Below are 19,981 nucleotides of genomic sequence, written 5' to 3'. Positions count from 1 at the left end.
CGGGTCCGGACCCCGGACGCTGTGGTTGACTGTCGGTTCGGGGACCGTGGAGGGAGATCCAGGTGCAGGTGCCGGCCGTGCTCGGCGAGCCGATCCGGTTCGTGCTGAATTGGGGCCGCCGCTACTCGCTCTGGGTGTTCAACTTCGGCCTGGCCTGCTGCGCCATCGAGTTCATCGCGACCAGCATGGGCCGGCACGACTTCATGCGCCTCGGCGTGATCCCGTTCGCCCACGGCCCCCGGCAGGCCGACCTCATGGTGGTCAGCGGCACGGTCACCGACAAGATGGCCCCGGCGGTCAAGCGGCTCTACGACCAGATGCCCGAGCCGAAGTACGTGATCTCGTTCGGCGCCTGTTCGAACTGCGGCGGCCCCTACTGGGACTCCTACTCGGTCACCAAGGGCGTCGACCAGCTCATCCCGGTCGACGTCTACGTGCCCGGCTGCCCGCCCCGCCCGGAGGCGCTGCTGCACGGCATCCTGCGCCTCCAGGAGAAGATCGCCGCCGAGCAGTCCGGCGTCGGCGGCGTGTCCCGCCCGGACCAGCTCGCCTCTCCGGCGGACGTGGTCCCGCGCCCGGTCGAGGCGCTGACCGCGCCCCCGGTGCGTCCCCCGACCGGCTGAACCGCTCCGGTGGCGCGGCGGGGCTAGCCTGCGGACCATGACCGACTCCGCGGAGAAGCGTTCCGCCTACATCGTCGACGTGCTGACCGAGGAGTTCGGCGCGTCCATGGCGATCGACCCGGCGGCGTTCCGCCGGAAGTTCCGCAAGATGGCCGCCTCGCCGTTCGCGTTCTACCGGGGCAGCGCGTCGCTGTTCTACGCCGACCAGCGCGGCGACTTCGCCAGCGACCGGTTCCTCGACGACCGGACCAGCCGGGTGTGGATCCACGGCGACCTGCACGCGGAGAACTTCGGCACCTACATGAACGCCTCCGGCCGGCTCGTGTTCAACGTCAACGACTTCGACGAGGCGTACGTCGGGCCGTTCACCTGGGACCTGAAGCGGTTCGCCGCCAGCGTGGCCCTGCTCGGCTACGCCAAGGCGCTCTCCGACCAGGTGATCGGTGACCTGGTGACCAGCTTCGCCGGGTCGTACCTGGCCGAACTGCGGGCGATCGCCGCCGGCGGGGACGACGCGATCGGCTCGATCACGCTGGAGAACGCCGACGGTGTGCTGCGCCGGGTGCTCCAGCAGGCCCGGCTGAGCACCCGGGTGGACCTGCTCGCCGCCCAGACCACCGTGGACAACTACGAGCGGCGCTTCTCGCTGGGCGACGGCGTGTACGAGATCGACGCCGCGACCCGGGAGCAGGTCTGCGCCGCGTTCGGCGACTACCTGCACACGCTGCCGGAGTCGAGCGCCCGGCTGCGCCCGGTGGCGACCACCATCAAGGACGTGGTGCTGCGCAAGGGCGTCGGCATCGGCTCGGCCGGGCTGCCGTCGTACAACCTCCTGCTCGAGGGGCACACCGAGGCGCTGGAGAACGACGTCGTCATCTACATGAAGCAGGCCCAGGTGCCGGCCGTGGCGCGGCACGTCGACGACGAGCGGGTCCGGTCGTACTTCCGGCACCAGGGGCACCGCACCGCCGAGTCGCAGCGGGCGTTGCAGGCGCACGCCGACCCGTGGCTGGGCTTCACCGAGCTGGACGGCGCCGGTCAGCTCGTCGCCGAGGTCTCCCCGTACGCGGCGGACCTCGACTGGTCCGACGTGAACGAGCCCGAGGACCTGGCCGGGGTGCTCACCGACCTGGGCCGGGCGGTGGCCCGGATGCACTCGGTGGCCGACGACGAGTCCAGCCACGACCTGGTCGACTACTCGACCGAGGAGTCGATCGTCGCGGCCGTGGACGCCGACGCCGACGGCTTCGTCGGCTACCTGGTCGACTTCGCCCACCGGTACGGGATCCGGGCCCGCGAGGACCACCAGCTCTTCGTGGACCTGTTCCGCAACGGCCGGCTACCAGGCATCTGAGCCGGCGCCCGGCTCACTGCGCGAAGTCCAGCACCACCTTGATGTCGTCGCCGGTCGACGCGTACGCCTCCCGGTACGCGGAGACCGGCACCCGACGGGTGACCAGCGAGGTCAGCCAGGACCGGTCGGCGCGGGCGAGCGCCTCGGCGGCCAGTTCCCAGTGCCGGCGGCCGGCGTTGACGGAGCCGAACACCACGTTGTTCTCCAGCACCAGCTCCCGGTTGAGCGCCCCGGCGTCGAAGTCGATGGTCCGGCCGCCGCTGGACACGCCGGTCAGGCAGACGATGCCGTTCGGCGCGGCCTTGCACATCGCGTCCAGCACCACCGGTGGCGCACCGGTGCACTCGACCACCACGTCCGGTTCGAGGTCCAGCTCGGCCACCGTCGAGGTGTGGTAGGTCGCGCCGAGCGCACGCACCAGGTCCGGCTTCGGGCCGGTGGTGTTGCGGTCCAGCACGTGCACGGACAGCTCACGCTGGCTGGCCAGCAGCGCGGCCAGCAACCCGATCGGCCCGGCCCCGGTGATCAGCGCGGTCTTCGGCTGCCACTCGGCCCGGCGGCCGATCCGCTCGATGTGGTCCCACGCCTTCGCGACCACGCTGGTCGGCTCCAGCAGCATGCCGACCGACTCCAGCGCCGGGTCCAGGCCGACCGCGAACTTGGGCGGCAGCCGCCAGCGTTCCCGGGCGAAGCCGTTCAACCCCTTGATGCCGTGCTCGGTGTACTGCCCGTTGCGGCACATGTCCCACTCGTCCACCGCGCAGTTCGCGCAGGGCACCGGGTCGGGGCGGCGGACCACGCCGGCCACCAGGTCGCCGGGGTGCAACGTGCCGGTCGGGTCCTCCAGCACCCGGCCCAGCGACTCGTGCCCGAGCACCAGGCGTTCCTGGCCGGGCGGCGCCTCGCCGTACTCCCCGGCGATGATCTCCTGGTCGGTGCCGCAGACGCCCACCGCCAGCGCCTCGACCAGGATCGCGCCCTCCTCGGGCGCCGGCTCGGGCCAGTCCTCGGTGAGCCGAAGCGAGTCCGGGACACCGGGGGTCACAGTCACAGCGCGCACGAGCCTCATCTTTCCCCGCCCGCCGGTCGCCCGCTCGGCAAAGCGACGAACCGGGCCCGGACGGCCCGACCCGGCCGGGAGCCGCCGGCCATAGGATCAGCGCATGACTCCGGAAGAGGTCGGCCGCCGCGTGGTCGCGCTGCTCGCGCCCGTCGAGGCCGCCGCATCGGTCTCCGGCGGTCAGGGGTACGCCCGGGCCACCGTCGACGTACCACCGGCGAGCTGGGCCGACGCGCTGCGTGCGGCGCGCGACGACGCCGACCTGGGCTGCGACTTCCTCGACTGGCTGTCGGCGGTGGACGAGCTGGCCGACGGCTTCGACGTGGTGGCGCACCTCTGGTCGGTGCGGCACCGGCACGGGCTGCTGCTGCGCACCCGGGTGCCCCGCGACACGCCGGTCGTGGCCTCGGTGGTCGACGTCTTCCCGGGCGCGGCCTGGCACGAGCGGGAGACCCACGAGATGTTCGGCATCGACTTCGCCGGGCACGGCGAGCTGCGGCCGCTGCTGCTGCCGCCGGAGTTCGAGGGGCATCCGCTGCGCAAGGAGTTCGTGCTCGCCTCCCGGGTGGCCAAGCCCTGGCCGGGCGCGAAGGAGCCGGGCGAGTCGGAGGCGGGCGGCGGGCGTCGGCCGATCCGGCCGCCGGGCGTACCCGCGCCGGGGGAGTGGGGGACGACGCCCACACCGGCCGGCGCGGCCGGCGTCGGCGAGGGCCCACGCGGGGGTACGCCGGCCCGCCCGGCCCGCGAGCGCCCCGCGCGCCCGGCCCCGGCTGAGCGCCCCGCGCGCCCGTTCCCGGCTGAGCGCCCCGCGCGCCCGGCCCCGGCTGAGCGCCCCGCGCGCCCGGCCCCGGGTGAGCGCCCGGCGCGCCCGGCCCCGGCTGAGCGCCCCGCGCGCCGTCCGGCGTCCGGTGAGTCGCCTGCACGCCCGCCGTCCGATGAGGTGCCCGCGGGCCCGGCGTCCGGTGAGGTGCCCGCGCGCCCGGCCCCGGGTGAGCGCCCCGCGCGCCCGGCGTCCGGTGAGTCGTCCGCGAGCCCGGCGTCCGGTGAGCGTGCGACGCGCCCGGAGTCGGGCGAGCGTCCGGCGCGTCCCGCACGTCCGGCTTCCGGTGAGCGTCCGGCAGGGCCGGGCCCCGATGAGCGTCCGGCAGGGCCGGGCCCCGATGACCGTCCGGTCCCGGGCGGCTCCCGGCCGACCGGTCCGGCTCGGCGGGAGCCCGCCCCGCCGCCGGCGGAACCCGGTCCGCTCGGGCGTCCGCTGCCGGGGGAGCGGCCGACGGGTCCCGCGCGGCAGGAGCCGGCGGACGACCGGCCCGCCGGCCCAGCCCGACCCGAGCCCGGTGGCCGGACCGAGCCCGGTGGCCGGACCGAGTCCGGTGGCCGGACCGAGTCCGGTGGCCGGACCGAGTCCGGTGGCCGGACCGAGTCCGGTGGCCGGACCGAGGCGGGGGAGGACTGATGCCGGACTGGTTGGAGCTGGTCCTACGCGTCGCCGCCGTGCTGGTCGCGTTCCTCACCCTGCCGTTGATCGTCGGTCAGGCCGAGCACAAGGTGATGGCCCACATGCAGGGCCGGCTCGGCCCGATGTACGCGGGCGGCTTCCACGGCTGGGCGCAGCTCGTCGCGGACGGCATCAAGTTCGTGCAGAAGGAGGACGTGACCCCGCGCGAGGCGGACCGACAGGTGTTCCGGCTGGCGCCCGCGGTGGCGCTGGTGCCGTACCTGCTCGTGCTGCTGGTCATCCCGCTCGGGCCTGGTGACCTGGTCGCCCAGCCGTTGGGCATCGGCCTGTTCTTCGTGCTCGCCGTGGTGGGCATCGGGGTGCTGGCGGTGCTCATGTCCGCCTGGGCGTCGGCCAACAAGTACAGCCTGCTCGGCGGGCTGCGTGGCGCGGCCCAGTTGCTCGGCTACGAGCTGCCGCTGGTGCTGGCCGCCGCCTCCGTGGCGATGGCGGCGGGCACGCTCAGCCTGTCCGGCATCGTGGAGGCGTGGCGTCCCTGGTGGCTGCTCTGGCAGGCGCCGGCCATGGTGATCTTCTTCGTGGCCGGGCTGGCCGAGATCCGCCGCCCGCCGTTCGACATGCCGGTGGCCGACTCCGAGCTGGTCTTCGGTTACATGACCGAGTACACCGGCCTGCGTTTCGCGTTCTTCCTGCTCGCCGAGTACGTCGGCATCGTGGTGATCGCGGCCCTGACCACTGTGCTCTTCCTCGGCGGCTGGCAGGGCCCGTTCGCCGACGCCCAGCTCGGCTGGCTGTGGACGCTGCTCAAGGTGTTCGCCGTCGCGTTCGTGATCATCTGGCTCCGGGTGAGCTACCCCCGGCTGCGTGAGGACCAGCTCCAACGCCTCTGCTGGCTGGTCCTGGTCCCCCTGGCCCTGGCCCAGCTCGTCCTCACCGTAGCCGTCCGCCTGGCGCTGTAGCCCCGCGCCCGCGCCCGCCGCGCCCCGTGCGGGCCGCGCCCGCCGGGCCGCGCACACTTTCACGGAAAGAGTGGCTAACGGGGCCCGAATAGCCACTCTTTCCGTGAAAGTGCAAGATCGCGGGGCGGCGCGGCGCGGCGAGGCGGGCGAGGTGGGTCAGCGCAAGGGGGTGTGGGTGGGGTCTACGCGTTCGGCGGGGGGTGGGGGGCCGGGTGGGGTGCCGTCGCCGAAGGGGCGGCCGCCCAACTCCTCCCGACCGTGGGGCGTCAGCCAGTTCGACAGGTCGGGGCCGAGCGGCACGATGCCGGTCGGGTTGATGTCCCGGTGGACCTCGTAGTAGTGCCGCTTGATGTGGTCGAAGTCGATCGTGTCGCCGAAGCCCGGCGTCTGGAACAGGTCCCTGGCGTACGCCCAGAGCACCGGCATCTCGCTCAGCTTCTGCCGGTTGCACTTGAAGTGCCCGTGGTAGACCGGGTCGAAGCGGACCAGCGTGGTGAACAGCCGCACGTCCGCCTCGGTGATCGTGTCACCGACCAGATACCGCTGCCCGGTCAGCCGCTCGCTCAACCAGTCCAACCGGTCGAAGAGCCGGTGGTACGCCTTGTCGTACGCCTCCTGGCTGCCGGCGAAGCCGCACCGGTAGACGCCGTTGTTGACGTCGGCGAAGACCGCGGCGTTGACCTCGTCGATCTCGGCGCGCAGTCGCTCCGGGTACAGCTCCGGCGCGCCCGGCCGGTGGTACGCGGTCCACTCGGTGGACAGGTCCAGGCTCATCTGCGCGTAGTCGTTTGTCACCACCTGGCCGGTGGGCACGTCCACCAGTGCCGGCACGGTGATGCCCCGCTCGTAGCCGGGGAAACGGGCGAAGTAGGCGTCGGCGAGCCGCTCGATGCCCAGCACCGGGTCCTTGCCGCCCGGGTCCAGGTCGAACGTCCAGCTCCGCTTGTCGTGGGTGGGACCGGCCACCGCCTGTGAGATGGCGTCCTCCAGGCCGAGCAGCCGGCGCACGATGATCAGCCGGTTCGCCCACGGGCAGGCCCGGCTGACCGCCAGCCGGTAGCGGCCCGGCTCCACCGGCCAGCCGTCCCGCTCGTCAGCGGTGATCCGGGTCGCGATGTAGCGCTGGTCGCGGGTGAACTCGCCGCCCGGTTCCACGTACTTGCCGCCGGTCCGGTCGAGGACCTCGTCGTCGCTGCCGCCCACGCCCACCTCCAGGTTGTCCGTCGCCTCCCATCATGGTCGCTCCGGCCGGTCCCGGCAGTTCGAGCGGCGGAGACGGCCGCCACGACCGTTCGAGCGGCGGAGACCGTCGCGCCGGCCCGTCCCGGCGGGCCGGGTGCCGCCGAGCCGGCATAGGCTGCCGGCCGTGACGGATCTGGAGGCGGCGGCCCGACGCTTCATCGCCGACGTGTGGAACGCCGGGCGAGAGGAGAGCGCGTACGAGCTGGTGGCCCCGGAGTGCCCGGGGCTGGGCGGCGCCGGGCCGGACGCGGTGCTGGCCGGGCACCGGGACCGGCGGGCGTCCTTCCCGGACCTGCGCTACAAGATCGTCGAGCTGGTGGCCGGCGACGGGCGGGTCGCCGTGCACTGGCGGGCCGCCGGCACCCAGGCCGGGCAGTTCGGGCCGGTGCCGCCGACCGGCCGGGTGGTCAGCTACTCCGGGGCGTCGTTCCTGCGCTTCGACGACGCCGGTCGGATCGTGGACGTGTGGAGCGTCAACGAGCTGTTCCAGGTGCTCCAGCAGCTCGGCGTGGAGGTGCTGCCCCCGCTCACACCCGGCGGGGCGTGATCCGGCTGATCGGCAGGTTCACCGGGAACGGCTCGCCGGTGTCGACGAACTTGGTCCACCGCCCGGTTTCCGTGTAGACCTCGTGCACCGGATCGATCTTGTAGGTGTGGACGACGAGGCCCTCGTCCTCGATCTCGATCCGCCAGTAGAACGGGATGCCGGCCTGCGCGTAGAGCGCCGGCTTGAGCACCCGGTCGATGGAAACGGTGCGAGGCGAGACGATCTCCACGGCGAGCACCACCTCGTGTGGCTCGTACCGGGTCGGCTCCCGGGCCGCCGCGGCCGCGGTGGTGACCAGCACGTCCGGGATGAAGTAGCGGTCCCGGTCGAGTCGCACCCCCACCGCCTGTGTCACGTCGTATTCGGCGGGGCAGTCCTCGTCGAGGGTCACCATGAGCAGGCCGGCGATGCTCTGGTGCGTCCGGCCGCGCAGGGACAGGAGCATCGCGCCGTCGAGCAGCTCACGGTGGTGCCCGTCCTCCGGCAGCAGGTCCAGGTGGTCGGTCGTCCACCCGCCGGCCGGCGGGCGCAGACTCTCCAGGTCGGCGGTCATCGACCGGTCCTTCCCGGTGTGTCGTTCTCCCCGCGCTCACGATACCGCCGCCAAGAGTCGGGTGGTGGTCGCGCGCGCCCGGGGCACAGGGCAGGATGGGCGGCATGAGCGAGCACGGTGGGGTGCCCGGCGGCGGGCTGGTGAAGGGCCTGGCGGTCACGTTGAAGACGATGACCCGCCGGTCGACCACCCAGCAGTACCCGGACGTGGCGCCCGAGCTGCCGCCCCGCTCCCGTGGTGTGATCGCGCTGCTGGCGGAGAACTGCACGGTCTGCATGCTGTGCGCCCGCGAGTGCCCGGACTGGTGCATCTACATCGACTCGCACAAGGAGGAGGTGGCGGTGCCCGGCGCCGCCCGCCCCCGCCAGCGCAACGTGCTCGACAAGTTCGACATCGACTTCTCGCTCTGCATGTACTGCGGCATCTGCATCGAGGTCTGCCCGTTCGACGCGCTCTTCTGGTCGCCCGAGTTCGAGTACGCCGAGTACGACATCAAGGACCTGCTGCACGACAAGGACCACCTGGGCGAGTGGATGGGCACGGTCCCACCGCCACCGGCCCACGACCCGCTCGGCGACCCCTCGAAGGAGGAGACCACCGCCGCCCGCAAGGCCGCCGGGCCCGCCGCGCGTCCGGCCCCGACCGGGGTACGCCCCGACTCCCCGGGCGGAGGCGCGGCCTCATGACCGGTGCGGACGTGCTGCTGCTCGCGCTCGGCGCGGTGGCGGTGGGTGCGGGCGCGCTGGTGGTGGGCACCCGCCACCTGGTCCGGTCCGGGCTGTGGCTGGTGGTGTGCCTGGGCGCGCTGGCCGGTGACTACCTGGTGCTCACCGCCGAGCTGGTGGCCTGGGTGCAGGTGTTGATCTACGTGGGCGCGGTGGTGGTGCTGCTGTTGTTCGCGGTGATGCTGACCCGGGCCCCGATCGGCCCCTCCGACGACCTGGACCGGCCCGGCTGGCCGGCCGCGCTGGTCGGCGCCGGCAGCGGCCTCGGCCTGGTCGTGCTGCTGGTCGACGCGTTCCGCTGGTCGCGGGTGGACCTGCCGGCCGCGGGCACCGCCGAGCGCCTCGGTGAGCAGGTGTTCCGCTCCTGGGTGCTGCCGTTCGAGGTGCTCTCGGTGCTGCTGCTCGCCGCGTTGGTCGGCGCGATCGTGCTCTCCCGCCCCGACATCGGCCGCCCGACCGGGCCCGTCGACACCGCCGGCCCGACCGCGGGCACCGGCCCGGCCGGCAGTCCCGGCCCGGCCGGCGGCACTGGCTCGGCTGGCGGCACCGGCTCGACCGGCGGCACCGGTCCGACCGGCGGCACCGGCCCGGCCGCCGGCCTCGAACCGGCCGCCACGGCCGCCGACGAGGGCGGGCGCCGGTGAGGCCGGTCATCCCGTACGTCACCGCCGCGCTGCTGTTCGGCCTCGGCGTGTACGGCGTGCTGCGTCGCCGCAACGCGGTGCTGGTGCTGATGGCGGTGGAGCTGATGCTCAACGCGGTCAACCTGGTGCTGGTCACCGCGGACACCACGGTCCGGGCCGCGTTGCCGCACTCCGGGCAGGTGTTCGCGCTGTTCGTGATCGTGCTGGCCGCCGCCGAGATCGGCGTCGGGCTGGCCATCGTGCTCCAGCTCTACCGGCTGCGGGCCAGCGTCACGGTCGACGACGTCCCGCTGACCGAGCGCGCGCCGGCCATACCGGACGAGGTGCGTCCATGAGCACGGGGACGCTCTGGCTGGCGGCGGTGCTGCCGGCCGCGCCGCTGGTCGCCGGCCTGCTCGGGCTGCTGCTGCCGCCGTCGTCGCACGGGGACCGGGCGCCGGCCCGGCGGCTGGCGGTCGCGCTGGGGGTGGCCGGCGCGGCGGTGGCGTTGCTGGCCGCGCTGGCGTTGCTGGCGCGCGTCGACGGCCCGGTGGAGGCGGCCACCACCTGGGTCGAGGTGGGCGGGCTACGGGTCACGTTGGGTCTGCGGCTGGACGGCGTGGCGGTGCTGGTCGCCACCGCGGTCACCGCGGTCGCGTTGGCCGTGCAGGTCTACTCGACCGGTTACCTGCGGCGCGGCCCGCACGACGACGTGGACGTGGACCACCGCTACCCGCCGTACGCGGCGCAGCTCAGCCTCTTCACCGCGGCGATGTTGACAGTGGTGGTGTCCGGTGACCTGATCATGCTGCTGGTCGGCTGGGAGGTGATGGGCATCTGCTCGTACCTGCTCATCGCCCACGACCGGCGGCTGCCGGAGGCGCCCGGCGCGGCGGTGAAGGCGTTCCTGGTGACCCGCGTGGGTGACGTGGGTTTCCTGCTCGGCATCGCGCTGCTCGGCGTGGGCGCGGGCAGTTTCCGGATCGCCGACGTGCTGGCCCACGACTATGCCTCCGGCACGCTGACCGCCGCCTGCCTGCTGCTGCTGGCCGGGGTGGCCGGCAAGAGCGCGCAGTTCCCGCTGCACACCTGGCTGCCGGACGCGATGGCCGGCCCCACGCCGGTCTCCGCGCTGATCCACGCCGCGACCATGGTGGCCGCCGGTGTCTACGCGGTGGCCCGGCTGTTCCCGCTCTTCGAGCGGGCCCCGGCCGCGCTCGCCGTGCTCGGGGTGATGGCCGCGGTGACCATCCTGCTCGGCGCGTTCGCGGCGACCGCGCAGGACGACCTCAAGCGGGTGCTGGCCTGGTCGACGGTGTCCCAGATCGGCTACATGACCGGCGCGCTGGCGGTCGGCGCGCCGGCCGCCGCGCTGTTCCACCTGCTCACCCACGCCGCGTTCAAGGCGCTGCTGTTCCTCGCCGCCGGTGCGGTGATCCACGCGGTGGGCACCACGCTGATGTCCCGGATGGGCGGCCTGCGCGCCGGCATGCCTGTCACGTTCTGGTGCATGGTGGTGGGGCTCGGCGCGCTGGCCGGGGTGCCGCCGCTGTCCGGCTTCTGGAGCAAGGACGGCGTGCTGGCCGCCGCCGAGGCCGCCGCGCTCGACGACGCCGGCCCGACCGCGCCGTGGGTGGGCTGGCTCGTCTGGCTGGCCGGGCTGCTCGGCGTGGCGGTCACCGCCTGGTACGCGACCCGCCTGCTGCTGCGTACGTTCTTCGGCGTGTCCCGCACGCCGCTGGTCCGCCCGCACGACCCGCCGGCATCGCTGCGCTGGCCGGTGCTGCTGCTGGCGGTGCCGGCCGCGCTGCTCGGGCTGGCCGCGTTCGCGCCCTGGTTCACCGACCGGCTGCGGGTGCCGGGCGACGCGTCCGGCGAGGCGGTCGAGGTGGTGCACCTGGCGCCGAACCTGATCCTGCCGTTCCTGCTGCTGCTGGCCGGCGCGGGCGTGGCCTGGGCCGGTTGGCGTCGGGACCCGGCCGCCGACCCGGCCCGCTTCCTGGGTCCGCTGCGGCCGGTGTTCGCCCGGGCGTTCCGGCTCGACGACGTCCAGCACGCCCTGGTCGTACGCCCGACCGGCGCGCTGGCGCGGGCCGTGCGGGCCGGTGACGAGCTGGGCGTGGACGGCCTGGTCGAGGGCACCGGTCGGGCGGCGGTGGAGCTGGGCGGCGGGCTGGCCGCGCTGCACCGGGCGGCGCTGCCGCGCGCGGCGGCCGGGGTGCTGGCCGGCGCGTTGCTGATCGGCCTGGCGGTCGCCCTGATCGGAGTCACCTCATGACGTTCGGGCAGGTTTTGCTGGTGGCCGTGGTCGCGGTCCCGGCACTGGGCGCGGTGGCGGCCGCCGTCGTGCCGGGGGACCGGGCCGGCCGGCTGGTCGGCACCGTCGCCGCCGCGCTGACGCTGCTGGCGACGCTGCCGTTGGTCGGTGGCGAGCACGGCTGGTTCGGGTACGGTCCGCGCCCGGCGGTGCAGCCGTGGCACCGGCTCGACCTGCCCTGGGTGCCGGGGCTCGACCTGCGCTTCCACCTGGGCGTGGACGGCATCTCCTGGCCGCTGGTGGTGTTGACCGCGCTGCTCACGCTGCTGTGCTGCGGCTACACCTTGTGGCGGGTGCCGGCCGGCGGCGGCAGTGGGCGCGCGCTGGTGGCGTTGCTGCTGGTGGTCGAGGTGGGCATCCTCGGCACGTTCCTCGCGCTGGACCTGGTGCTGTTCTTCCTCTTCTTCGAGGTCGTCCTGCTGCCGATGTACGCGATCATCGCCGGTTGGGGCGGCGACGACCGGCGGCGGGCGGCCCGCAAGTTCGCGCTCTACACGCTGTTCGGTTCGGTGCTGCTGCTGGTCGGCGTCTACGTCGTGGTGGCCGCCGCGGGCACCGCCGACCTGGTGACGTTGACCGGCGGTGCCGGCCTGTCCCGGAGCACCCAGCTTGCCGCGTTCACGCTGCTGGCGCTCGCGTTCGCGGTGAAGAGCCCGCTCTGGCCGCTGCACTCGTGGCTGCCCGACGCGCACACCCAGGCGCCGACCGTGGGCAGCGTGATACTGGCCGGGGTGCTGCTGAAGATGGGGACGTACGGGCTGATCCGGGTGGCGGTGGGGGTGGCCCCGGAGGGGGCCCGCTGGGCGTCGCCGGTGCTCGGCACGCTCGCCGTCGCCGCGATCCTGATCGGTGGCCTGGTCTGCCTGGCGCAGAGCGAGCTGAAGCGGCTGATCGCCTATTCGAGCGTGGGACACATGGGTTTCGTGCTGCTCGGGGTGGCGACGCTGACCGCCACCGGCCTCCAGGCGGCGCTGATCGGCAACATCGCCCACGGGGTGCTCACCGGGCTGCTGTTCTTCCTGGCCGGGGCCGTCAAGGACCGCGCGCACACCGGTTCGCTGGCCGAGCTGTCCGGGCTGCGGGAGACCGCGCCCCGGCTGGCCGGGCTGTTGGGCTTCGCGGCGGTGGCCTCGCTGGGGCTGCCCGGCCTGGCCGGCTTCTGGGGTGAGGCGTTCGCGGTGGTGGCGGCCGTCCGGCGGGGCGGCCCGCTGTGGCTGACGCTGGCCGTGCTGGCCGCGCTGGGCGGGGCGCTGGCCGCCGCGTACCTGTTGCGGTTGTTGCGTCGGGTCACGCACGGCCGGCCCTCCCCGGCGGTGGCGCCGCTCGGGCCGGGGCTGGCCGGGGCGGAGCTGACCGCCTGGGCGCCGCTGGTGCTGCTCGCGCTCGCGGTCGGCCTGGCCCCGGCGCTGGTCCTGTCCTACGCCTCCGGCCCGGTGGAGGCGCTGCTGGGGGTCGTGCCATGAGCCTGGTGCAGCCTGTCGACAACGTGGCGCTGCTGCCGGGCTACCTGGCCGCCGGCACCGCGATCCTGGTGCTGCTGGTGGACCTGCTGGTGGCCCGTCGCGCGGTGACCGTGGCGGTGGCGGCGCTCGGCGCGGCCGGCACCGCGGCCGGCGCGGCACTGGTCGGGGCGGCCGGTGAGCGGCGCACGTTCTGCGTGGGCGCGGACTGCTCCTGGGTGTGGAACGGCCGGGCCGCGCTGGTGGCGGTGGTGATCGCGCTGCTCACGCTCGGCGTGCTGGCGATCTCCGGTCCGCTGGTGCGGGCCGGGCGCACGCCGGCCGGGGAATACTGCTTCCTGCTCGCCTGCGCGATGACCGGCGGCGTGGTGCTCGGCGCGGCCGGTGACCTGATCACGCTGCTGGTGGCGCTGGAGACGCTGACGCTGCCGCTGTACGTGCTGGTCGGGCTGCGCCGGGCCAGCCTGGCCGGGGCCGAGGCGGCGGTGACGTTCTTCGTGGTCAGCGTGGTCGCCACCACTGTGACGCTGCTCGGCGCGGCGCTGCTCTACGCGGTCACCGGCAGCCTGCACCTGGACCGGCTCGGCGCCACCCTGGCCGCCCGGGACGACCTGCGGGACCTGCCGCTCACCACGGTCGCGGTGGCGCTGGTGGTGGCCGGCCTGGCGTTCAAGGTGGCGGCGGTGCCGTTCCACGCCTGGGCGCCGGCCACCTACGACGGCGCGCCGCTGCCGGTGGCCGCCTACCTGTCGACCGCCTCGAAGCTGGGCGGCGTGGTGGCGTTGCTGGCGGTGGTGCAGCGGGCGCTGCCGGCCGGGGTGACCGGTCCGGTGCTGGCGCTGCTGGCGGTGCTGACGATGACAGTGGGCAACCTGGTGGCGCTGCGCCAGCGGCGTACCGTCCGGCTGTTGGCCTGGTCGTCGGTGGCCCAGGCGGGTTACATCCTGGCCCCGCTGGGCGCGTTGGCGCTGGCCGCCGGGCGCACCGCCGACGCCCGCGCCGGGGCGTACGCGGCGGCCGTCGCGTACGCCGTGTTCTTCGTGCTGCTGGAGCTGGCCGCGTTCGCCGCGGTGGTGGCGTTGCGGCCGGCGGACGGTGACGGCGGCACGCTGGCCGACCTGCGCGGCGCGGCGCGGCGGCACCCGTGGGTGGGTGGCGCGTTCGCGTTGGCGCTGATCGGGTTGGCCGGGCTGCCGCCGGGCCTGGCCGGGCTGTTCGCCAAGGTGACCGTGGTCCGGTCGCTGCTGGCCGGCCATGCCGGCTGGCTGGCCCTGGTGGTGGCGGTGAACGCGGTGCTGGGCCTGGCCTACTACCTGCGGGTGGCGGCGACGCTCTACGCCGCGCCGGACGGCGTCGCCACGTTCCGTCCGGCCCGCACGGTGGTGGTGGCGCTCGGGGTGGCCACCGTGGCGGCCGTGGTGATCGGTTTCGCACCGCAGCTCGTGCTGGACGTGGCGGCGCGCTGACCCAGTTCGTGCCCGGGTGGGCGGTCGCCTCAGCGGGCGCACAGGAATCCCCAGTCAACTTTCAGCCATGAGCCGGATGGTTGACGGGTACCGGTGTGTTGAACCGGTCAGCGGGTTCCCCGCGTGGGCCCGCGGCACCGAAGGAGCGATCGTGCATCACAACCGTCTCAAGACCGCAGCGCTGCTCGGCCTGTTGACCTCGCTGATCCTCGCGGTCGGCTACTGGTTCGGCGGTAGCGGCGGTCTCGTCATCGCCGTGGTCGTCTCGTTGCTGATGAACGGCGTGACCTACTTCTACTCCGACAAGCTCGCGTTGCGCTCGATGAAGGCGCAACCGGTCACCGAGGCCCAGTTCCCCGAGCTCTACCGGATGGTGCGGGAGCTGTCCACGCAGGCCGGCAAGCCGATGCCCCGGCTCTACGTGAGCCCGACGTCGCAGCCGAACGCGTTCGCCACCGGGCGTAACCCGGAGCACGCGGCGGTCTGCGTCACGCAGGGCATCGTGGAGATCCTGGACTACCGGGAGCTGCGGGGCGTGATCGGGCACGAGCTGTCGCACGTCTACAACCGGGACATCCTGATCTCCAGCGTGGCGGCCGGCCTGGCCGGCATCATCACCATGCTGGCCAACATCGCCTGGTTCATCCCGCTGGGCTCCTCCGACGACGAGGACGGCCCGAACCCGGCGGTGCTGCTGCTCACGCTGATCCTCGGCCCGATCGCGGCCACCGTGATCCAGTTGGCGATCAGCCGCAGCCGGGAATACCAGGCCGACGCGTCCGGCGCCGAGCTGAGCCGCGACCCGCTGGCCCTGGCCAGCGCCCTGAAGAAGATCCACATGGGTACGCAGGCCCGCCCGCTCGCGCCGCAGGGCCAGCTCACCAGCACCGCGCACCTGATGATCGACAACCCGTTCAAGCGGGGCGGCGGCATCGCCGCGATGTTCGCCACCCACCCGCCGATGGAGCAGCGGGTGGCCCGGCTGGAGCAGATGGCCCGCAACTCCGGGCCGGTGCAGTTCCAGCGCTGACCCGTCCGTCCGCCACCCTCCGCCCGCGTCCGTGCCGGACGCGGGCGGAGTCGTGTTCAGGCCGGCTCGGGCAGCCGGTCCGGCCGGGTCAGCAGCACCACCGCGAACAGCACCAACCCCGCCGCCAGGTAGGCCGCGGCCGGGCCGAACAGCGCGGCGGTGCCGCCGAGCAGGAAGATCCCGACCCCGGAGGCCACGATGTTGGAGGCGATCATGGTCACCTCCACCTGCCCCATCCGCTCCCGGGGGGCCAGCCGGGCGAACGTCGTCTGCGCGCCGATCAACCATCCGCCGCCGGCGCCGATCAGCGCGTTCGCCAGGGCGAGCGCCCAGACCGGCGCGTCCAGCGTCACCAGCAGGCCGGCCAGCAACAGCGCCACGCCGAGCGCCCGGACGGCCACCACCTGACCGGTCACCCCGGCCAGCCAGCCGCGGCGACCGACCACGAGCACGAACACGGCCCCGCCGAACGACGAGGCGGCCAGCAGCACGGGCCGCCAACCGCCGCCGGCCAGGTCCGGGGCGAGGGTCTCCGGCAGCGCGCCGGACAGGACGGTGGCGAGGGTGAGCAGGGCGATCCCCCGCAGCACCGGATGACCGGCGATGATCCGGACACCGGCGGTGGCCGGCGGACGGGGACGCCGCCCCTCCTGCCGGTTCGCCGGCAGGCCGGCGAGGACCGCCGCCGCGAACAGGAACGAGACCAGGTCGATCACCAGGGCCGTACGGGGGCCGAGCGCCACCGTCATGCTCGCCCCGGCGAGCAGGCCGACGACCTGCCCGCTCTGGTTGGCGAACGCGGAGAGCCCGAACAGCGGCAACCGCAGCGGGGTGGCCACCGACTCGGCGGTGACCGCCACGTGCACGCTGGAGTAGGCGGCCCGGACGGCGCCGAGCAGGCCCGCCGCCACGATCGCCGGCAGCGGCTCGGGCACCACCACCGGGACGGCGATGAGCGCCGCGCCGGCCAGCGAGAGCCCGACCAGCATGGTGCGCCGCGCCGGCACGTCCAGCCAGCCGCTGAACACGGTCGCGACCAGCAGCGCGGGCAACGCCCGGGCGGCGTAGACGGCGGCGGGGCCGAGCACCGAGTTGGTCTGGTCGTAGGCGAGCAGCAGCAGCGCGGCCAGGCCGATGAAGTCACCCAGCTCGGAGATGCCCCGGGCGACCAGCAGCCGGGCCGCCACCGGATGCCGCAGGAGCGCCCGGTAGCCGGGCGTCGCGGGGTCGGTCATCGGGCTGACGGGTCCGCTGCCTCGACCCGTGACGGCGTGCCCGCCGTGCCGCTCATCCGACCTCCGTAGACGCCGGCGGCCGACCCTGCCGCCGTTGGCATGGACTCAGTTCGATGAGGAACCTACCCCGTACCGATCGGTACGGCAGCCCCTGTTCGTGGCGGTGGCCCGACCTGCGTCGTGACGCCGGGGTCAGCTCTGCTTCCCGCAGAGCCGTGCCGTGGAGAACGGCGGTCCCGGCGACACCTGACCCCGCCAGACCGGGTTGATGGTGACCGCCAGCGCCGGGGCCTGCCAGGCCGCGCCGAGCAGTTGCAGGGTCGGGTACTCGGACCGCCGCGACTGGACGTCCTTGCCCTCCAGGAAGTCGATCGTCCGGGCGGTGACGTCCGGCCGGCCCAGCAGCCCGCCGTGCAGGGCGGGCACCTCGTAGACCGGGATCTGGGTGAACGGACCGGGCGGGAGCTCCGTCGCGCTGACCGTGGGCAGGAAGGCGATCATCCGTACGCCGGGGACCGGGCACATGGTCTGGAACCGGTAGAACGGCGCGTTCGCCAGCAGCGAGCGGATGAACGGCTCGTCCGGGCTGTCCCCGCCCCCGCTGACGCGGGCCACCAGTGCGAAGACCCCGCGCAACTGCCAGCCGGGGGCGATGCCCCAGCCCGCCGACGAGTCCTCCGGCGGATAGTAGGTGCGGGCGGCGCGCACCAACGGGCTGAACATCAGCAGCGCCTGCACCGGTGAATCCGGATGGTCGCGCAGGTAGGTCCGCCCCACCATCGCGCCCTCGCTCTCGCCGAGCAGCGCCACCGGCCGACCGGTGCGGGCGTGCAGCGCGTCCACCTGCCGGGCGAGCAGGGCCGCGCTCGACTCCAGCGAGCGGTGCGTGTCCTGGGAGCCGTACGGCAGCGGCCGGCCGGCGGCGTCCCGGCCGGCGTAGGAGAACGTCTCCGCCGCCGGGTCGACGGCGGGCCGCCCGTCGTACCGGGAGTCGTGCGTGCCGAGCACGATCACCGCGTACCGGACCGAGGCGGGCAGCGGTCGGTCGAGCAGCGGCGGCCGGAACGTCTTCACCTGGTGTGCCGGGCTCGACGTCACCACCTGGGCGGCCAGCGGGATGGCCAGCGCGAGCACCACCACGATCGGGGTCACCGGGATCCGGGGCCAGTGGACGCGGGCCGGCAGCACCGCCGCGCGTACCGAGCGGTTCCACAGCAGCCCGTTGGCGGCCCCGGCGAGCGCCGCCACCAGCAGCGTCCACCAGCCGGGTACCCGCCAGACGATCGCGCCGGCGACGGTGATCAGCGCGAAGTCGAGCAGGGACCAGCCGACCAGTGCCGCCGACGGCAGGCCGCGCCAACCGTGGGGGTTCACCGCCGCCCGTTGCAGGAACGGCGCGAGCAGCAGCATCGGCCCCACCGCGGCGAACACGAACCAGGAGAGCGACACCACGCCGGCGGCGACGGCGAGCGCGGCGAACGGGGTGACGATCACCGCGGTCAACGCCGCGATCCCCAGGTTGCGCAGCAGGATGCGCCGGCGGTCCGGCCGGCGTGCCTCGACCGGCCAGGCGAGGCTCACCAGGCCCGCGGACAGCAGCCCGCGCAGCCCGACGGCGACCACCAGCCCGAGGGCGTACTCCTGCCAGGAGTCGTGGTAGACCAGCAGCCACCGCATGTCGTTGTAGGAGTCGTACGGCCAGACGGCCGAGCCCTGCGGGGAGAGGCCCTCCGCGCTGCGGAAGTCGAGCTCCAGGAACAGCACGTTCTGCAGGACCGGGACGGCGGCGGCGAGCGCGACGAGCCCGAGCAGTCTGCCCCTCGGGTGGCTCACCGCGCTCCTCCTCGACCCCGGTCTCCTTCCCTGACTCTCCGACGCCCGGGGGCCACGCGGGACGGAATGGCGGAAATCGCTGGCGCGGCCCGGGTGTGCCGGGCCACTGTGAGGCAGCCGACCGTTTGCCCAATCCCCGGTCGGCGTTAGGGTCGAAGGGCTTCTGACTCATTACATCCTGGAGGTCGACAGTGGCCGCGCTGCGCCAGTACCTGGGTGTCTGGCGGATTCCCGGTGCGCCGATGCTGTTGATCCTCGGCGTCGTCGGCCGGCTGGGCATCGGCATGACCCCGCTGGCGCTGCTGCTGGTCGTCGAGCAGGTCACCGGCCGCTACTCGCTCGCCGCCGTCGCGGGCGGCATCTACGCGCTCTCCGGCGCCGCGCTCAGCCCGATCGCCGGCCGGATCGCCGACCGGGTCGGCCCCACCCCGGTGCTGCTGGCCACCGCGCTGGCCCACCCGCTGGCGCTGCTCGGGCTGCTCGGCGCCAGCCGCTCCGACGCCGGCAACCTCGCCCTGATCTACCTCGCGGCGGGCGTCGCCGGCGGCACCTACCCGCCGCTCACCGCCGCCATCCGCGGCGCCTGGAACGACCTCACCACGCCGGCCAGCGGGCGCGGCCACCTCCGCAACACCGCGCTCGCGGCCGAGACCTCCCTGTTCGAGGTCGTCTTCGTGCTCGGCCCGCTGCTGGTGGCCGGCTTCGTGCTGTTCGCCGACGCGTCCACCGCGCTGCTCGGCGCCGCCGTGGTCACCCTGGTCGGCACCGGATCGGTAGCGCTCGGCCGGGTGATGCGCGCCTGGCGCCCGCACCCGCGCGAGCACCACGCCCGGGGGCTCGGCCCGCTGCGGGTCGGTGGCTTCCCCGCGCTGCTGCTCTGCGTGGCCAGCCTCGGCATCGCGTTCGGCGCCTCCGGCGTGATCGTCCCGGCCTTCGCCGGGAACAGCGGCGCCGCCGACCCGGAGAGCCTGGCCGGCGTGCTGCTCGCCGTCTGGGGCATCGGCAGCGCCGCCGGTGGCTTCACCTTCGGGGTACGCAAGCCGGCCGCCAACATGACCCGCCAGTTCGCCTGGCTGCTCGGCGCGGTGGCGGCCAGCTTCGCCGTGTTCGCGGTGATGCCCGGCCCGGCCGCGCTCGGCGTCGCGCTGGTGCTCGGCGGCGCCGCCATCGCGCCCGCGCTCACCCTGGAGAACACGCTCGTCGGGCGGATCGCCCCGGCCGGCATGCTCAACGAGGCGTACACCTGGGTGGTCACCATGTCGGTCGCGGCGAGCGCGGCCGGCGGCGCGGTCGCCGGCCTGATCGTCGACCACGCCGGCGGCGTGCCGTGGGCCTTCCTCTTCGCCGGCGCGGCCGTCGGTGTCGGGGCCGTGGTCGCCGCGCTGCCCACCGGCCCGATCGCCCGCGCCGAGGCGTCCGCGGTCCGGGCCGAGCAGTCGCTCGCCGCCTGAGCCCGCCCTCTCCCTTGCGTTGATCATGAGGTTGACGGCAGCTT

General features: G+C 74.3%; 17 protein-coding genes and 1 pseudogene. 13 read left to right on the top strand and 5 right to left on the bottom strand.

Annotation, left to right across the window (positions count from 1 at the left end; genetic code table 11):
• Positions 1-62 precede the first annotated feature (62 nt).
• Both ACH495_RS07730 and ACH495_RS07725 read left to right on the top strand, forming a co-directional pair.
• A complete protein-coding gene (locus ACH495_RS07730) occupies positions 63-623 on the top strand; it encodes an NADH-quinone oxidoreductase subunit B (protein WP_396856922.1) in 561 nt (186 codons plus the stop codon).
• Between the two features lie 37 nt (positions 624-660).
• Entirely contained in the window at positions 661-1,977 is a 1,317-nt protein-coding gene (locus tag ACH495_RS07725; RefSeq protein WP_396856921.1) for a DUF2252 domain-containing protein, read from the top strand.
• A gap of 13 nt (positions 1,978-1,990) precedes the next feature.
• Here ACH495_RS07725 and ACH495_RS07720 read toward each other — a convergent pair whose 3' ends face one another.
• On the bottom strand, positions 1,991-3,037 hold the full coding sequence (locus tag ACH495_RS07720; protein ID WP_396856920.1) for a glucose 1-dehydrogenase: 1,047 nt from the start codon (positions 3,035-3,037) through the stop codon (positions 1,991-1,993).
• A gap of 103 nt (positions 3,038-3,140) precedes the next feature.
• Here ACH495_RS07720 and ACH495_RS07715 point away from each other — a divergent pair.
• Both ACH495_RS07715 and nuoH read left to right on the top strand, forming a co-directional pair.
• A pseudogene (locus ACH495_RS07715) lies at positions 3,141-3,788 on the top strand (NADH-quinone oxidoreductase subunit C); the annotation flags it as partial.
• Positions 3,789-4,492: 704 nt separating this feature from the next.
• A complete protein-coding gene (gene nuoH / locus ACH495_RS07710) occupies positions 4,493-5,455 on the top strand; it encodes an NADH-quinone oxidoreductase subunit NuoH (protein ID WP_396856919.1) in 963 nt (320 codons plus the stop codon).
• A 156-nt stretch (positions 5,456-5,611) separates the two neighbouring features.
• On the opposite strand, the gene ACH495_RS07705 is transcribed toward nuoH, so the two are convergent.
• On the bottom strand, positions 5,612-6,658 hold the full coding sequence (locus ACH495_RS07705) for a glutathione S-transferase family protein (RefSeq protein ID WP_396856918.1): 1,047 nt from the start codon (positions 6,656-6,658) through the stop codon (positions 5,612-5,614).
• A 163-nt stretch (positions 6,659-6,821) separates the two neighbouring features.
• Between ACH495_RS07705 and ACH495_RS07700 the strand changes: the two genes are divergently transcribed.
• Positions 6,822-7,244 (top strand): ester cyclase, encoded by a 423-nt coding sequence (locus tag ACH495_RS07700; RefSeq protein WP_396856917.1) that lies wholly within the window; start codon positions 6,822-6,824, stop codon positions 7,242-7,244.
• On the opposite strand, the gene ACH495_RS07695 is transcribed toward ACH495_RS07700, so the two are convergent.
• Complete coding sequence (locus ACH495_RS07695) at positions 7,225-7,797, bottom strand: Uma2 family endonuclease (RefSeq protein WP_396856916.1); 573 nt, start codon at positions 7,795-7,797, stop codon at positions 7,225-7,227. The two genes, ACH495_RS07700 and ACH495_RS07695, sit on opposite strands and share 20 nt — an antisense overlap.
• 104 nt (positions 7,798-7,901) lie before the next feature.
• Between ACH495_RS07695 and ACH495_RS07690 the strand changes: the two genes are divergently transcribed.
• From ACH495_RS07690 to htpX, 7 genes are all read left to right on the top strand, one after another.
• Positions 7,902-8,483: a NuoI/complex I 23 kDa subunit family protein gene (locus ACH495_RS07690; protein WP_396856915.1), complete on the top strand. Its 582-nt coding sequence runs from the start codon at positions 7,902-7,904 to the stop codon at positions 8,481-8,483.
• Entirely contained in the window at positions 8,480-9,166 is a 687-nt protein-coding gene (locus tag ACH495_RS07685) for an NADH-quinone oxidoreductase subunit J (RefSeq protein WP_396856914.1), read from the top strand. Before ACH495_RS07690 ends, ACH495_RS07685 begins: the two co-directional genes overlap by 4 nt.
• Complete coding sequence (gene nuoK / locus ACH495_RS07680) at positions 9,163-9,501, top strand: NADH-quinone oxidoreductase subunit NuoK (protein WP_396856913.1); 339 nt, start codon at positions 9,163-9,165, stop codon at positions 9,499-9,501. Before ACH495_RS07685 ends, nuoK begins: the two co-directional genes overlap by 4 nt.
• Positions 9,498-11,423 (top strand): NADH-quinone oxidoreductase subunit L, encoded by a 1,926-nt coding sequence (locus ACH495_RS07675; RefSeq protein WP_396856912.1) that lies wholly within the window; start codon positions 9,498-9,500, stop codon positions 11,421-11,423. The genes nuoK and ACH495_RS07675 overlap by 4 nt, the downstream gene beginning before the upstream one ends.
• Positions 11,420-12,925, top strand: coding sequence for a NuoM family protein (locus ACH495_RS07670; protein WP_396856911.1), 1,506 nt, complete (start codon positions 11,420-11,422; stop codon positions 12,923-12,925). The genes ACH495_RS07675 and ACH495_RS07670 overlap by 4 nt, the downstream gene beginning before the upstream one ends.
• The gene (locus tag ACH495_RS07665; RefSeq protein ID WP_396856910.1) at positions 12,922-14,388 is read left to right on the top strand and encodes an NADH-quinone oxidoreductase subunit N; all 1,467 of its coding nucleotides are present in this window, start codon (positions 12,922-12,924) and stop codon (positions 14,386-14,388) included. Before ACH495_RS07670 ends, ACH495_RS07665 begins: the two co-directional genes overlap by 4 nt.
• A gap of 151 nt (positions 14,389-14,539) precedes the next feature.
• Positions 14,540-15,418, top strand: a complete 879-nt coding sequence (htpX, locus tag ACH495_RS07660) for a zinc metalloprotease HtpX (protein WP_396856909.1) — start codon at positions 14,540-14,542, stop codon at positions 15,416-15,418.
• Positions 15,419-15,474: 56 nt separating this feature from the next.
• On the opposite strand, the gene ACH495_RS07655 is transcribed toward htpX, so the two are convergent.
• Both ACH495_RS07655 and ACH495_RS07650 read right to left on the bottom strand, forming a co-directional pair.
• Positions 15,475-16,653 carry a hypothetical protein gene (locus ACH495_RS07655; protein WP_396856908.1) on the bottom strand — a complete coding sequence of 393 codons (1,179 nt, stop codon included), beginning with the start codon at positions 16,651-16,653 and terminating at the stop codon, positions 15,475-15,477.
• Positions 16,654-16,845: 192 nt separating this feature from the next.
• The gene (locus ACH495_RS07650; protein WP_396856907.1) at positions 16,846-18,486 is read right to left on the bottom strand and encodes a hypothetical protein; all 1,641 of its coding nucleotides are present in this window, start codon (positions 18,484-18,486) and stop codon (positions 16,846-16,848) included.
• 191 nt (positions 18,487-18,677) lie between these two features.
• Between ACH495_RS07650 and ACH495_RS07645 the strand changes: the two genes are divergently transcribed.
• Entirely contained in the window at positions 18,678-19,937 is a 1,260-nt protein-coding gene (locus ACH495_RS07645; RefSeq protein WP_396856906.1) for an MFS transporter, read from the top strand.
• The last annotated feature ends 44 nt before the right edge of the window (positions 19,938-19,981 follow it).

It is taken from the genome of Micromonospora sp. NPDC018662, from assembly GCF_044391475.1.
Classification (GTDB): Bacteria; Actinomycetota; Actinomycetes; order Mycobacteriales; family Micromonosporaceae; genus Micromonospora.
Note: the sequence above shows the minus strand (reverse complement) of the source record. Positions and strands in the feature narration are given on the sequence as shown.